Consider the following 16,162-nt stretch of genomic DNA (forward strand, 5'->3'; position numbering starts at 1 on the left):
CTTATGAGGAAAGGAACTGGTTACAAGATAAAATTGAGAATCAGAATGTGACGCTTAATATACAAGACAAAAAGGAAATACTAAGACACTTAATTGAATCTGAAGTATTTGAGCAATTTTTGCATATAAAATTTCCAGGATATAAACGTTTTTCCATAGAAGGAGGAGAAGCAACAATAGTTGCTATAGAAAAAATTATTAATGATTCGTGTAATTTGGGTATTGAAGAAATAATTTTTGGTATGGCACATCGTGGTCGTTTGAATATATTAACCAAAGTAATAGGGAAAGAATACGCTGCAGTGCTATCTGAATTCCATGGTAATACTATATACGATGACCCAAGTATTTCTGGAGATGTAAAATACCACCTTGGTTATTCTTCTGACAGAATAATCTCACAAGACAAGAAAATACACTTAAGTTTATGTTACAACCCATCACATCTAGAGGCAATAAATCCGGTACTTGCTGGAAGAGTAAGAGCAAGACAAGAAACAAAGCCAGTACTAGGGATATTAATTCATGGTGATGCAGCTTTTACGGGTCAAGGTGTAGTTGCTGAAACCTTATCTCTTAGCAATATTAAAAATTATAGAGTAGAAGGAATAGTACATATCATAATTAATAATCAAATTGGTTTTACTACTCATCCTAGTTATACACGTTCATCATTTTATTGTACTGATATAGCCAAATTTATTGAAGCACCAATATTTCATGTTAATGGTGATGATCCAGAAGCTGTAAACTTTGTTGCAGCTATTGCTATGGAATATAGACAAAAATTCAAGAAAGATGTAGTAATTGATATAGTATGTTACCGTAAGTATGGCCATAATGAAGGAGATGAACCATATTTTACTCAACCGTTAATGTATAAGCTAATATCAGAGCATAAGAGCAGTGGAAAATTATATGAAGAAAAATTAGTTACTAACGGAATAATTAGTAGTGAGAAAGCAAGTGAGTTACGTAATAAATTCAGAATAAAGTTAGATAAAGAATTAAACTCTCAGCAAAAAGTTAATCTATTGAATGAGAGAGCTAGATTAAATGATCTGTATAAAGATTCTGTTGTGACGAAAGATAGGTTAAAGAAACTAGGAATACGTATCAATAGTAATATTCCTGATAATTTTAATGTTAATAATAAAATTAAAAAAATAATTGATAATAGATTAGATAGCGTTAATTCTGAAAGCAACATTGATTGGACAACTGCTGAGAGTTTTGCTTTTGGCTCACTATTAATTGAAGGTATCAAAGTACGTTTATCTGGACAAGATTCTTGTAGGGGAACTTTTTCTCAGCGACACGCTAAATTAATTGATCAAGCCACAGAAGAAGAATTCGTTCCATTAAATAATATAGATACAGGACAAGCGTTTTTTGAAGTAACAGATAGTCCTTTATCTGAATATGCGGTCATGGGGTTTGAGTATGGTTATAGCTTAGATTCCCCATATACGCTGGTACTGTGGGAAGCGCAATTTGGTGATTTTGTAAATGGTGCTCAAATTATCATTGATCAGTTTATTGCATCTGCATGGGCAAAATGGTTATGTTCAAGTGGCTTAGTTTTATTGCTTCCTCATGGATATGAAGGGCAAGGTCCTGAGCATAGCTCAGCACGTATAGAAAGATTTTTACAGTTATGTGTAGAAGATAATATACAAGTAGTCAACTGCTCTACGCCTGCAAACTATTTTCACGTTTTACGTCGACAGATACATAGGGATTTTCGTAAACCTTTAATAATATTTACACCAAAATCTTTATTGCGACATAAAAAAGCAGTTTCTAATTTGCCTGATTTTGAAGGCAAATTCCTTACGATAATTCCGGAATATAGGAAAAGTTTAGTGCCAGATGATAATATGTGTAGAGTGATAATATGTAGTGGCAAAATCTACTATGAGATAATTGAAATGTGTGAATCTAAAAAAATAAACAATATAGCTATTATACGGCTTGAGCAATTTTATCCATTTCCAGCAGATACATTAGCGTATGAACTGAATAAATATAAAATTGCACAAGTAGTATGGTGTCAGGAAGAACCTAAAAATATGGGAGGATGGTGTTTTGTTAGCACATTAATAGAAGAAGTATTATTGGGCCTAAACGTGCAATCCAAAAGGCCTATCTGTATTGCAAGGCCTGCATCTGCATCTACTGCATGTGGTTGCCTTAATATGCATAATAAGCAACAACTGAAAATCTTGACTCAGGTTTGTGATCTGGGCTAGCAATTTCAGATTTAGCTAATTATCTGAATTCAGTACATATAAATTTTGATCTTTTTGATTTATTAGATTAAATGTCGGAATAATTGTTGCTTTTAAGAATATAACAGTTTCTGTGGTTTTAAGATTATTTGTAAGTTTTTGCCGTTTATTCCTCCTGTCTTTTCTATGTTCTATTAATCCACCAATTACCATTACTTCCCCGCTCTTAATTTTTAGTGTAGAATGCATTTCTTTCACTTCTACAATTGGTATGTTGCTATTTAATTTCGTTTTACTACGCTGTGCAATATGTTCTATGCCTGGATCTTGAGTATAACCATTAATTCTCGACAACGTTGGATGTACATCCATAAATATTTCGCCAGTATCAGCATTAATACTTGGATGGATTATTAATATTATACCTACAGGCACACTGTTTGCTTTAGTGACAAGCATCTTGTTATTACTTTTTTCTATATTCAGAGTGAAATAAATATGGTTTTCAGTAAATGAGACTATAGCTTGCTGGTTATTTACAGCATGTAGTCTAGTACTTGAAATTATTGTTGATTTACCAAATTCTTTTAAGCTTTTTACTGGATCACTGATATCTGTACTACTCTGGAGTTTATTTAAATTAATACCCGAAAGGTATTTATCATTTAGAGTGATTTCTACAATCTTTGTTTCTACCATTATTTGTGAATGTGCTGATTTTTTTACTTTACTAATGTATTCTTTAATAGCTTTATGTATATCTTTTCTAGCGTTTAAAATGATCAAGCCAGTTTCTCTATTAGAAGAAAAAAATTCACCATCATTAACTCCATTAACCTCCATTATTGCACTTAAGCCTTTTTCTAATGAATCCCATAAATTACTATTATATTGAGATTTTATAACGTTATTAAAGCCCTCTTTAACGTCATTATTAGAAAGATCGTTATTAATAATAAAATTGCTTTTAGCAGAATGTTTTATGTTAATAAAATCAACATGGTAATTTTGTATATAAGGTAAATCTTGTTCTATTCGAATTACATCGTTACTTATTGAATAACGCAGCTTAGCGCTTTGTGCTATGCTTTGAATTGCTTCATTTATGCTTTTATCTTTTAATTTTAAAATAATATTACCTGATATGTGCGGATCTATATCCAAGCTTATATCAGCAAGCTTTCCTATTTCAATTAGTAGTTCTTTTATAGGTGTCTCTTCATTGACATTGATAGAAATAAGCTGACCATTGTTTGTAATATCAGGAAATTTTATAGGTAATGGTATAACTTCTGGACTATCGTCTTTTACAATTAAGTTATTATCTTGTTTCCTTATATTGACATCATGCTGTTTCACAGTAAGATATGAACAAGAGGTAATGAAGAAAAGCATTAATAATTTCAGAATAATCATAGCTAGAGCTTTTCTCTATAGTTTTCATAAAAATATTAAAAATTTATTTAATTTTATTTTGCAATATAATCTGCTGAGTAACGTGTTTTTATGGTAACTGATATAATAAATGCAATACGTAGTAATCTACTGGTATGTTTTCCAACGGAAACAGTGTATGCTCTTGCTTGTAACGCAATGAATTATAATGCTGTAGAGAAGATATATCATGTAAAAAAGCGTGATCATGATAAACCTTTATCTATCCTTGTAAATAGTATTGATAGAATCATGGAAATAGCAAACGTTCAAGAGCAATACATCGATTTAATAAATCGTTTTTCTCCAGGGCCAGTAACTTATGTTCTGTCATTAAATAATGAAACTGGATTACCAAGTAAATTTTTTAAAAAAAACGTTGGTATTAGAATTCCTGATCATCCAATAGCAATTTCTATTCTAGATAAATTAGATTTTCCCATAGTTGCAACTAGTATAAACATCTCAGGCAAAAAGAGTGCATGTACAATTAATGAAATACCACAAACTATAAAACAGCATCTATCTGTGATAATTGAAGATGATAAACTAGTACATGGCATGGAATCAGCTGTGATTGATTTAACAACTGATCAAGTTAGAATCTTAAGAAAGGGATATGTCTTCCAAAGCTAGCATAAAGCAAATAATAGGCCACGATAAGGCTATAAAGAAATTAATAGATAATATGCAGGTTCAATCCTGGATTATTTGTGGCAAAAAGGGTATAGGGAAAGCTACGTTAACAAAAAACTATCAGTTCCAAGAAGAATTTGACCTATATGTGGCTTCTGGTAATACGATAGGAATAGAACAGATTAGAGAAATGAAAGATTTTCTATATTTAAGCCCTATTCACTCAGAATATAAAGTGGCTATAGTGGATAGTTTGGAAGAAATGAATAACAATTCCAAGAATGCTATATTAAAGATATTAGAAGAGCCACCAAAGAATGCTAAAATATTTATAATTAGCCATAGACCATATGATATACAGGCTACTATTAAGTGCAGATGTTTTCAATTAAACTTATCACCATTAACATATGAAGAAACAAAATATATTGTCTATTCAAAATATCAAATTAATGACCAGGTATTTAATACAATGTTCAATTTATTTTCTGGAGCTCCTGGAATGATAATGAATGCAATAAATAGTAATTTAGATAAGATGGGTAATTTTAACGAAATTATTAATAATAATGACGTTGACTTAGGACTTATATCTCGCATTATTCAAGTTTCTATTTTAAGAGATATTAAAGCAAATCCAGAAAGTACTGAGATCTTAATTGATCAATGGAGCAAAATAAATAAGCTTTTTACTTATGCAAAGCAATTCCATTTAGATAAAAAGCATGTTTTAGCTAATATAATAAATATACTACCTAATCTGTAGCCTTATATAATATAGAAATTAATTCATTCCATTCTCTTTGACTAAGGCCACTTTCTTCTCTACTGATTTTCTCCCCTTGAATTAACTTACGTACTATCCCCAAACCTTTTTTTGATATGCATGCAGAGTCCAAACAATATTCAAAAAAAGCTTTATAAGTCACTGGCACCCATTTTTGCACTAGTTCTAGAATTTTCTCAGCATAAGCTCTGATCTCATATTGTGCATGCTTATCAGCTCTTAATTTTAAAAAGTGAAGAAGATTGTGTAGATCTATCTTCCAGTAGAATTGTGTATAATAATTAAGAGTAAGATTAGCTCTTGCAGTTTCTCTTGCAAGTTCTTGCTCAATTAATTTTTTATAATTTGAATATACTAATTGAGAATCTCTCTTTAAAGAATTTATTATTTCTTCTGCTGTTACATTATCAAAAACTTCTCCGCTACCCTGTTTGTTGGTACTGGATTGTTTTGCAATATGTTCGGGTTGAGGTATATAAAATTCATTATCAAGTATTGAATATCTAGCTGAGTATTCATTTATATTTGCAGTTCTATGTCTTACCCACTGTCTAGCAACAAAAATGGGAAGTTTCACGTGAAACTTAATTTCACACATTTCAAATGGAGTGGTATGAGAATGTCGCATTAAATAATTTATGAGTGCTTCATCTTGATTTATTTGCTGTGTTCCTTTGCCATAAGAAACACGGGCAGCCTGTACTATGCTACTATCTGAACCCATATAATCCATTATTCGAATAAACCCATGATCTAATACCTTGTATTCTTTGTATAGCAGATCATCTATCTCTTTTACTGTAGTACGCTTGGTACTATAGAATTCATCGACCATAAAGTTACGTTAAAAGAGAAATATTAGCACCACACATATTAAGTTTTTCGTGCATTACTTCATACCCTCTATACAAATGAGAGCAATTATTTATTACTGTTGCTCCTTCAGCCACTAACGATGCAAGAACTAAAGCTGCTGCTGATCTTAGATCATTTGCATATAAATTAGAACTGCATAATTTTTTTGTACCAGTAATAATAGCTCTATTCTCTTCTATGCTAATATTAGCCCCTGCTTTTTTTAGTTCATGTACATGTGTAAATCTATTGTTATAAAGATTTTCTTCAATTGTTGACACACCATTAGCAATGCATAGTACTGATGTTAATTGAGGTTGCATATCACTTGGAAAACAAGGATAAGGATTTGTTGAAACATTAACTGGCTCAACATGACAATTTTCCCTAGAAATTATAATACTATTTTTAGATGGTTTTATTTTGGCACCTATAGCTTTTAATTGATCTACTACACATTTCATGTCTGGTAGGCTTACCTCTTCTAATGTTAGCTCTCCATCAGTTATAATAGCTGCCAGTGAATATGTACCTGCTTCTATACGATCTGGAATAATTTTATGGCTGCAACCATTTAATTTTTCTACTCCCGTTATTATTATCTTATTTTCTTGAATAGTAATATTTGCACCCATTTTTATTAAAAATTCTATCAAATTACAGATCTCTGGTTCAATTGCAGGATTGTATATTACCGTTACCCCTTCCGCAAGAATTGCAGCCATTATTATATTTTGTGTAGCTCCTACGCTAACCCTCTCAAATGATATTCCTTTCCCTTGTAGTTTTCCTTCAACTGTAGCAGTAATATTATTTTCATCTACTACAATCTTAGCTCCCATTTCTTCTAATGCTTTAATATGCATATCTATTAGACGTGTTCCTATATTACATCCTCCAGGAAATGAAGTGTTTATTTTACCGAATCTACTAAGCATTGGACCGAGTAACAAGATGGAAGTTCTTACTTTACTTGCGGTTTCGCTTGATATGATGTGGTTGTTTATTTTACTGCAATCAATTTCTAAAGTGTGATTTGCTTTATAATTTCTATTACGTATAAAATTTACCTCTGCACCAAGACTTGTGAGCAGCATAGACATTGAATGTACATCAGTTATGTCTGGAACATTAAATAAAATAACAGGAGAGCTACATAATATACTTGCTGCAATTATAGGTAAAATAGCATTTTTTGCACCATTAATACGGACATTTCCCACTAAAGGCTTATAATTATTCTTTATTATTATTTTATGCATCTTATAAAACTCCAAAACTACGATATAGGATAGATAAAACTGCTCTAATTGACAATAGAACATTTATAGAGAAGTTAATTATTTTTCTTTTGTTTCTCTATTAATTTACAGATAAAAATAGATAATTCATATAAAATAAGCATTGGTATTGCAAGTCCTATCTGGCTTAATACATCTGGCGGAGTTAAAATTGCTGCTATAATAAAAATTATTACTATTGCAATTCTGCGTTTATCAGATAAGCTCTGCGCAGTCAATAACCCTATCCTAACCATTAGTGTAAGTATAACTGGCATCTGGAATGCAGTACCAAATGCAAACATAAATTGGATGACAAGATCTAGATATTCACTTACAGATGGCATAAATTCTATAGGTATGCCCAAAGATTTACCACTATGTTCAAATGTAATAAAGAACTTCCATGCTAATGGAAATATGTAGTAATATGCTGCTGCTGCCCCAGTAACAAATAAAACTGGCGTTGCAATAAGATATGGTAATAAAACTGCTTTCTCATCTTTGTATAAACCAGGTGCTAGAAACATATAAAATTGCCATATGAACACAGGAGTAGCAAACAAGAGAGCGCTCATAATTGCGACTCTTAAATAAACAAAAAATGCTTCTGTCAAATCTGTATATATTAAAGAAAAGTCAGTATCATCTTTTGTTACTTCTATAAGCGGAGAAAGTAAAAAACGATATATATTCTCTTTAAAATAATAACACAAGCCAAAAATAACACAGAAAAACAAGAAGCAAAAGAGTACCCTTTTCCTTAATTCTGCAAAATGCTCATAAAGTGATATCTTACTCTGCTTCATTTGCACATAATAATGCTATATCTAACATTCTAAGTGAGAAAGCCCACTCATTATCGTACCATGCAGCAACCCTATAAATATTATTAGTAACATATGTGGCTGTTAAATCTACTATTGCACTATAAGGATTATGTATAAAATCTATAGATACTAATGGTTGTTCGCATACAGATAACACATCGCAGGTTGCATTTTTAAAGATTTCATTTATTTTTTCAATAGTAAGAAGCTTTTTATCCGTTGTGAATTTAAAATCAACCAGAGAAACATTAGCAACAGGCACTCTGATTGCAGTACCATCCAATTTTCCCTTCAATTCTGGAATAACAGAATCTATGGTTTTTGCTGCTCCAGTAGTAGTTGGAATCATAGATAATCCACAAGCTCTTGCTCTGCGCAAGTCTTTATGATTACCATCAAGAATGTTTTGGTCATTAGTATAAGCATGTATTGTCGTCATAAAACCACTTGTGATTCTTATATTGGAATGTAAAATCTGTACAACAGGAGCAAGGCAGTTTGTAGTGCATGATCCTGCTGATATGATTCTATGTCCTTTACAAAGCATGTTGTTGTTTACTCCATAAACTATGGTCACATCAGCATCTGGCATTGGGTGTGAAACAACTATTTTTTTTGCATTATGTTTTTCTATTTCTGCACGTGTTTTAAATGCACCTGTACATTCTAATACTATATCAACATCCCACTTAATGTTTCCAGGATTACGCTCTCTGTATAAGGAGAATTTTCTGTCATTAATGCATAACCAGTTTTCTATGTCATTAAACTTAATATCATGGTTAAATCTACCATGGACAGAGTCATACTTAATCAAGTGTGCGTGATGGCTAGCTTCAAGTGAACCATTCACAGCTATAACTTCTATTTTATTATTATATTTTTCTACTTCAAAAATGGCACGCAACACATTCCTACCTATTCTTCCCAAACCATTGATTCCTACACGTATTGTCATTATTTCACTTAAAACAGTAATTATAGCAAATATTCTTTCTGTTTCACTTGCTTATTTAAATGATAAAGAATGCTTCTATAGAGATAATCTAACACGATTAAATAGAAAACTAAAAAGTATTCTAACGTTAATGTTAAAACTTTCTCTTTACATTTTATTGCTTTTTGAGTCTTTTGGATGCCTTATCTAGGCAACACCTATACTTCAGGCTATGCATACTAAATCACAATTATATAATATTTCTAATATAGTTTCTTATGAGGCAAGCAATGAGTAGATACACCGCTGATATAAGTATAATAGTTGGCCCTGTGAAAAGATCAAAATTTAATGACAACATAAGCCCCGATATTCCAGAAATCACAGAAAAAAATGTTGCCATAATAACCATCTGCATAGGTGTTCTTGACACAAGTCTTGCTGAAGCAGCAGGTATAAGTAAAAATGCAGATATAAGTAATATTCCTATTAATTGAGCGGAAATTGCTATAAATACAGCAAGAGTAATCAAGAATTCTAATCTCACTAAATTAACATTCACTTTCTCTACTACAGCTAAATCTTGATTAATTGAAATCATCAGCCAGTGACGCCACCTTAATACCAATATTAAAACAACTGCTATAAATGTGAAAAAAATTAATATTATGTTATCACTATCTAGCATTAATATATCACCAAACAATGAAGTAATGATGTGCCTATTATTAAACGGTAGAAAAGACATAAATATTAAACTTAATGAAAGTATAACATTTGTAATAATATTTAATATAGTATCGACCGAATATAGCTTATGAAAATTAATAGAGAGCAGTATCGCAAATGTCAATGCTATAAGCATTATACTTATTGATGGACTTATTTTAAAAATTAAAGAAAGTGCAATACCAAGTAATGCAGAATGAGACAGGCTATCACCTAAATACGAAAGCCTTTGCCATAGCATAAAGGAACCTAAAACACCAGTTACTAAACTGATCATTACTACTGCCAATAAGCTATTAATGAAAAATTCTTGTGTAAATATCTCAAGCATCAGACAATTAACCGTGTGTCGCATACCCACCAATCTGGATGATGCTCTTTAATATTACTTGCCGCAACTTTTGCATCTTCCATGCTGTTAAACATTCCAAAGCATACAGTGCCACTACCAGACATACGTGCTATTAAACACCCTTTTTGTAATTCCAATGTTAATATTATGTCCTTTATTTCAGGAATTAAGCTAATTGCGATTTCTTGAAGATCATTTGTTGCATTTTTAACGATATCTAACAGTTTGTCCTCATTCCACTCAATTGGTTTTGTAAATCCTCCTTGATGTCTAGAATATACTTCTGGCGTGCTCAGAAATTTCTTTTTTGGTTTCACAAGAACTATATTCATTGGTAATGATAATTTTTCTATTGGATGTAATTCTTCTCCTACACCTTGAACAAAGACAGGGTTACTATCTATGCTTGCTGGAATATCAGCACCAATATTTAATGCTATTTCATCTAAAATTGGTCTATCAACATTCCATAATTTCCCTAAAGTACGCACTACCGCTCCAGCATCTGATGAACCACTTCCTAAACCTGCTGCTATTGGTATATTCTTTATAACTTTAACAAATACTTTAGTATGACTTGGAGCATATCTAAGCAACAGTTTAACAGCTCTAATCACAGTATTATATCGACTGTTTATTCTAGATGACGAATTTACAAATTCAACGTTGGAATAATCATGTTTAAATTTCTTATGATCTACTTTTATTTCTAACATATTTGAAAGAGTGGCAAAAACAAACACACTCTCGATTAAGTGATATCCATTCTCCTTTTTACCTACAATATGTAAAAAGAGGTTGACCTTTGCATATGCATTTACACAGAAGCTTTGCATTGTATATTCTTCACTAGAAAATATATATTCATACTATACTTATAGTAATGTTTTGGTCAACTTTTATAGGCTACCAATGAAAAACTATCTTAACTTTTCCATGTGGGTCAATGCATCTGCTGGTACAGGTAAAACAAAAATTTTAATAGATAGGGTGCTTAACCTTTTGCTTCATGGTAAAAAGAATATACTCTGTTTAACATTCACAAATACTGCAGCAACTGAAATGGAAGATCGAATTTTTGAGACATTGAGTAGGTGGGCAACATGTAGAGGATTAGATCTACATGTTGACGATATTACTAAAAAGAATATAGATAAAGCAAGAAGATTATTTTCTGAATTAGAAGATTTAAATCTTACTATACAAACTATACATGCTTTTTGCTATAAATTAATTTCCAATTTTCCTACAGAAGCTGGCATCGCACCAAATTGTACATTGAGTGAATGCAAGGAGTTGCACAATGTGGCATTCAAACATATATTGAATTATGGACCTTTACAGAACAGTATTAACACTGTTGCAGAAGAAATTGATGAAGATGAACTATGCAGCTTACTTTATACCTTATATACAAAAAAGCCAACAGATGATTTACAATATATTAAAAGTAAGTTGAATATTTCAGATAAAATTCCTGATTTACCACTACAAAATATAAAAAGGTTAGCTGATATACTTAGTGAAGGCAGCAAAAGAGACCAGAACTACAGCAAAGTTCTCTACAAGTGGATAGATACAGATAATATAGAGCATCTAACTAAAGTATTTATCAAATCAGGTTCATGTGATAGAAAGGACATATCATCTATTGTGACAAAGGAAATTTTAGAAAAATTTTCTGATTTAGCAGAGCTGGTAGAAAGTTTACAAAATATAGTTATATCTTATATAAGGGAGGTAGATGCTCAGCAAATTTTTAAAGGAACTAGTAGCCTACTAAATATATTTAAAGAATATATTTCTTTTTATAAAAATGAAAAACTGAAAAATGCACTACTTGACTATGATGATGCAATAGATTTAGCAATAAAACTTATTTCAAGTCATGACTGGATTTTATTCAATTTAGATCAAAAAATAGATCACATACTTGTAGATGAAGCACAGGATAACAGTATAAATCAATGGAAAATTATAACGAATTTATGCGATGAATTTTTTGTCAATAGTAATGAACAAAGAACATTATTTGTTGTTGGCGATGTAAAACAATCAATCTACAGATTCCAAGGAGCAAATCCATTACTCTTTACTTATATGGAAAAATATTTTCATGAAAAAACTGAGGGTAGAAATTGGCTTTCAGATCAACTTGAAATATCATTCCGTTCGGTCCCAGAAATTTTAATGTTTATAGATAGATTGTTTAATCATTTCCGTAAGGAAATATCTTTTAGTGATAATGAAATAAAGCATATTCCAAATCGAAAAAATGAAGAAGGATATATTGAGATCTGGCCATTATTGCCAAAATCAAATACACAGCAAACATTCAGTATATATCGTGAAAACGAAGATCAGTATATAACTGACAGATTATTTGCACGCACAATGGTAGATCATATCTATAAGTGGTTAAATGATGGACGTATATTGGTATCTAAAAATCGCCACATAGAACCAAAAGATATAATGATCTTGGTGCGACAACGAAATATATTAGTAGAATATATAATAAGTGAACTTAAAAGGGCAAATCTACCAGTTATAGGCAGGGATCATTTTAGAATAATGGACCATATGGTTTCACAGGATTTAATAGCTCTAGCTGAATTCTTACTATTACCATCAAATGATCTTGCACTTGCAGGTATTTTAAAATCACCATTATTCAATTTTACCGAAGAAGAGCTCTTTAACATAGCATATAACCGAGGAGAATTATCACTTTGGGCAAGCTTACAGCATTATTCTCAAAGTACTTATAATGAATTGAATTATCTGATAAAATTATCTCAAATTGAACTCCCACTTACATTATTTACATATGTGCTTACCCAGTATAAAGAAAAATTTGTTTCACGATTAGGAATTGAGTGCCTTGAAATTATTGATGAATTTATGGGTTTATTGTTACGTTTTTGGTTTTTCTCTTTACAAGCATTTGTACAATGGATAAAGGAAAACAACCCAGAAATTAAAAAGGATATATATCAAAACTGTAATGCTGTGAAAATCACAACAATTCATAAGTCAAAAGGTCTACAGGCCCCTATAGTGTTTTTGATTGACACGAATACAGTACCAAAAAGCAGTGAACATATAATTTTTGATCAGTCAGGAACACCATTTTGGTGCAGAAAGAACAATAATATTTACTGCTCCCAAATTAACAAAGAGAAAAAAATAGAGGACTATAACGAATATTTGCGTCTATTATATGTAGCACTGACACGTGCTGAAGATGAACTATATATTTTAGGTAAGGAACCCATGCAAAAAAATTCTTGGTACGATCTCATTACAACATATGGAGGTCCATATGAAAGAAAACGAAAAGTCTTATTTAAAGATGAATCAGAAGTATTGTGTGTAAATTCAAATTACCCATATTTATACAGGAAACATAGTATGTAAACATCTCCTTATTAATGGTAAGATTTATACCAAAATATTAGAGTTTAAGTGGATATTTACTTGATTTGAAAGGTAATACAGCAGTACTTCTTACTCGAATCTAATGATCCCTTAACATTTCATTTATAGATACTTTAGATCTTGTTTTTTCATCTACTTTTTTAATTATAAGTGCACAATAAGTTGAAATATTGTCTTCAAGATGAATAGATCCTGGTATTACTACGGAATAAGGAGGAACCTCACCATACAATATCTTTTTGTTTTCTCTATCTACAATTTTTGTTGATGCACTAATAAATGTTCCCATACCTAACACAGATCCTTCTCTTATTATGACGCCTTCTGCTATTTCGCTACGTGCTCCGATAAAACAATTATCTTCTATAATAATTGGTGAAGTATGAATAGGTTCAAGCACTCCACCTATGCCTACTCCTCCAGATATGTGGCAATTTTTTCCTATCTGTGCACAGCTCCCAACTGTTGACCAAGTGTCTATCATAGTACCTGAGTCAACATATGCACCAACGTTAACAAAGCTTGGCATTAATATTACATTTGGACCTATATATGCAGATTTACGTACAAAGCATCTAGGCACCACTCTAATTTTTGATTTACGAAACTTTTCTTCATTCCAGTCATCAAATTTATTCGTGATTTTATCAAACCATCTACAACCCATTCTATTTTCTTCTGTTAGAAAATAAAGCAAAATAGCCTGTCTAACCCATTGATGCACTACCCAATTTCCATCTGATGATTTTTCTGCAACTCTAATTTTACCATGATCTAAGAGCTCAATTACTGCTTGTACTACTTTTTTTGCAGCAATTTTAAAATTAAAATCGCTAAATTTATCTCTGTTTTTCCATATATTTTCTATATCATGTTGCATTTATTTTTGATATTGATGTTAATTTATAAGTCTATATAATTCTATTCTATCCATTTATTACACAAAATATGATAGAAATACAATGTCAAAATTGTACTAAAGTTTATTCAGTACCGGCAGATCAAATTGGTAAATCTGGTAGAACTGTTAAATGTACAAGCTGCGAATTCATCTGGCATGCAAATCCTTATAAAAAAAGAGGAAACTATCTTGTTCTTACAGTGCTAATTTGTATAGTGATTTGCTTCATTGCAGCCAATCCAAATAAAATAAAAAAACCTTATAAGCATTTTATGTATAAACTGATAGGCCACAAAAAAGAATACAATATAGAGACAAATGAGCTTTACCAAGATTACTTACTTTTACCTCATCTTAAGCCTTACAACTTTAAGAATGAGCAATTAAATTAAGTTAGTGGCAATCTAAATAGTTTAATAAAATTATCTGTGGTTATTTTGGCTACTTCACAATAAGGTTTGTTCCATAATTCTGCTAAACAATGTACTATATATTTCAGCATTGCAGGTTCATTTTTCTTTCCTCTATATGGCTCTGGCGCTAAATATGGTGAATCTGTTTCAACTAATACACGATTATTAGGTACATTTTTTGCAATCTCTTTGAGTAAATGAGCATTTTTAAAGGTAATAATACCAGAAAATGAAATATAGAGGCCTAGATCTATAGCTTGATAAGCAAGTTCTTTGGAAGAAGCAAAGCAATGCATTATTCCATTAAAACTACCTGAATACATTTCTGATTTTAGTATATCCATCATCTCATCATCAGCGTTTCTAGCGTGTATAACTAAAGGCAATCCTGTTTTTCTTGCAACCTCTATGTGTAAAGAAAAACTTTTTTCCTGGTTGATTTTCTTATCAGGCTTATAATAAAAATCTAGTCCAGTTTCACCAATACTAATTACTTTTTCACTATTAGTAAGTTCAATTAGTTCATCAATTTTTATAAAATTACCATTATCTATGCTATCATCTAATGGGTGTACGCCAACAGATGAATAAACGTTATCATACAGTGAAGAAATTGTTAATAATTTTGTGATGTCATCAATGCTTAAGCATATATTATGTAGAATTTCTACTTGATTCTGTTTTGCCCTTAAAATTATCTCAGGTATTTCATCGTCTGTAAAATAATTTAGATGGCAATGAGAATCTACTATCATGACTTATTTAACGTAATATCGTATTACATGAGAAAATTCCTTTATTATTAGAGTATAGAGTTCTTTTTTAAATGATATCACGTTAGATAAGACATTATCTGCACTTTGCCAACACCATTCTTTAAATTCTGCATTATCAATATAGTTAATATTAACATCTTCATCTGTTCCAAGGAACTTCATTAAAAACCACTTCTGCTGTTGTCCCAAGTATGCATTATTCCAAGATAATGGTACCATTGTTTTTGGTATATCATAGTATAACCAATTTTTACTTTGTGTTATAATTTCCACTTTACCAATACCAGTTTCTTCTAATAACTCACGCAATGCAGCCTGTTCTAAACTTTCATTTTCATCAATTCCGCCCTGAGGCATTTGCCAGTATAAATCTGCATCAAAGCGTTTCCCGGTAAAAATATTCCCTTGATTATTAAATAACACTATACCAACACCTGTACGATAATTTTTTTTAATTTTTATGCTCATTGTATTGAGTTACAAAAAACTGTTTTTCTTTTACCTTTCCTAGGTTCTGTGTTGCAATCATAATTTCACTGTAAAAAAGCCTATTAGTTTTC

General features: G+C 31.1%; 14 protein-coding genes and 1 pseudogene (1 of these 15 running past the window's edge). 5 read left to right on the forward strand and 10 right to left on the reverse strand.

The features are described from left to right. Window positions 1-2,252: the 3' portion of a 2-oxoglutarate dehydrogenase E1 component gene (locus BIY23_RS00335; RefSeq protein WP_261722477.1), read on the forward strand. Its footprint begins 343 nt before the window's first position; 2,252 of the gene's 2,595 nt are visible here — the last part of the coding sequence; the start codon falls outside the window, past its left edge; its stop codon occupies window positions 2,250-2,252. A gap of 15 nt (window positions 2,253-2,267) precedes the next feature. On the opposite strand, the gene BIY23_RS00340 is transcribed toward BIY23_RS00335, so the two are convergent. Next, window positions 2,268-3,647 carry a secretion system protein gene (locus BIY23_RS00340; protein WP_070064591.1) on the reverse strand — a complete coding sequence of 460 codons (1,380 nt, stop codon included), beginning with the start codon at window positions 3,645-3,647 and terminating at the stop codon, window positions 2,268-2,270. Window positions 3,648-3,737: 90 nt separating this feature from the next. On the opposite strand from BIY23_RS00340, the gene BIY23_RS00345 reads away from it, so the two are divergent. Next, window positions 3,738-4,301: an L-threonylcarbamoyladenylate synthase gene (locus BIY23_RS00345; protein WP_070064592.1), complete on the forward strand. Its 564-nt coding sequence runs from the start codon at window positions 3,738-3,740 to the stop codon at window positions 4,299-4,301. 1 nt (window position 4,302) lies between these two features. Then, complete coding sequence (locus BIY23_RS00350) at window positions 4,303-5,067, forward strand: hypothetical protein (protein ID WP_070064836.1); 765 nt, start codon at window positions 4,303-4,305, stop codon at window positions 5,065-5,067. Here the strand turns inward: BIY23_RS00350 and thyX are convergent. From thyX to BIY23_RS00380, 6 genes are all read right to left on the reverse strand, one after another. Beyond that, window positions 5,057-5,923 (reverse strand): FAD-dependent thymidylate synthase, encoded by an 867-nt coding sequence (thyX, locus tag BIY23_RS00355; protein WP_070064593.1) that lies wholly within the window; start codon window positions 5,921-5,923, stop codon window positions 5,057-5,059. The genes BIY23_RS00350 and thyX overlap by 11 nt on opposite strands. Window positions 5,924-5,927: 4 nt before the next feature. Continuing rightward, entirely contained in the window at window positions 5,928-7,205 is a 1,278-nt protein-coding gene (gene murA, locus BIY23_RS00360) for a UDP-N-acetylglucosamine 1-carboxyvinyltransferase (protein WP_070064594.1), read from the reverse strand. Window positions 7,206-7,279: 74 nt separating this feature from the next. Next, window positions 7,280-8,032, reverse strand: a complete 753-nt coding sequence (gene tatC / locus BIY23_RS00365; protein ID WP_070064595.1) for a twin-arginine translocase subunit TatC — start codon at window positions 8,030-8,032, stop codon at window positions 7,280-7,282. Then, complete coding sequence (gene gap / locus BIY23_RS00370) at window positions 8,019-9,011, reverse strand: type I glyceraldehyde-3-phosphate dehydrogenase (protein ID WP_070064596.1); 993 nt, start codon at window positions 9,009-9,011, stop codon at window positions 8,019-8,021. Before gap ends, tatC begins: the two co-directional genes overlap by 14 nt. A gap of 229 nt (window positions 9,012-9,240) precedes the next feature. Continuing rightward, on the reverse strand, window positions 9,241-10,050 hold the full coding sequence (locus BIY23_RS00375; RefSeq protein WP_070064597.1) for a metal ABC transporter permease: 810 nt from the start codon (window positions 10,048-10,050) through the stop codon (window positions 9,241-9,243). Next, entirely contained in the window at window positions 10,050-10,907 is an 858-nt protein-coding gene (locus BIY23_RS00380) for a 4-(cytidine 5'-diphospho)-2-C-methyl-D-erythritol kinase (protein ID WP_070064598.1), read from the reverse strand. Before BIY23_RS00380 ends, BIY23_RS00375 begins: the two co-directional genes overlap by 1 nt. Window positions 10,908-10,983: 76 nt before the next feature. Between BIY23_RS00380 and BIY23_RS00385 the strand changes: the two are divergent. Continuing rightward, window positions 10,984-13,479: pseudogene (locus BIY23_RS00385) on the forward strand (UvrD-helicase domain-containing protein); the annotation flags it as partial. 112 nt (window positions 13,480-13,591) lie between these two features. On the opposite strand, the gene dapD reads toward BIY23_RS00385, so the two are convergent. Further along, the gene (gene dapD, locus BIY23_RS00390; protein ID WP_070064600.1) at window positions 13,592-14,392 is read right to left on the reverse strand and encodes a 2,3,4,5-tetrahydropyridine-2,6-dicarboxylate N-succinyltransferase; all 801 of its coding nucleotides are present in this window, start codon (window positions 14,390-14,392) and stop codon (window positions 13,592-13,594) included. A gap of 68 nt (window positions 14,393-14,460) precedes the next feature. Between dapD and BIY23_RS00395 the strand changes: the two genes are divergently transcribed. Beyond that, entirely contained in the window at window positions 14,461-14,805 is a 345-nt protein-coding gene (locus BIY23_RS00395) for a zinc-ribbon domain-containing protein (protein ID WP_070064601.1), read from the forward strand. Here BIY23_RS00395 and BIY23_RS00400 read toward each other — a convergent pair. Continuing rightward, the gene (locus BIY23_RS00400; RefSeq protein WP_070064602.1) at window positions 14,802-15,581 is read right to left on the reverse strand and encodes a TatD family hydrolase; all 780 of its coding nucleotides are present in this window, start codon (window positions 15,579-15,581) and stop codon (window positions 14,802-14,804) included. The genes BIY23_RS00395 and BIY23_RS00400 overlap by 4 nt on opposite strands. Before the next feature lie 3 nt (window positions 15,582-15,584). After that, complete coding sequence (locus BIY23_RS00405; protein WP_070064603.1) at window positions 15,585-16,070, reverse strand: RNA pyrophosphohydrolase; 486 nt, start codon at window positions 16,068-16,070, stop codon at window positions 15,585-15,587. Window positions 16,071-16,162 lie beyond the last annotated feature (92 nt).

The sequence above is a fragment of the Wolbachia pipientis genome (genome assembly GCF_001752665.1).
GTDB lineage: Bacteria > Pseudomonadota > Alphaproteobacteria > Rickettsiales > Anaplasmataceae > Wolbachia > Wolbachia pipientis_A.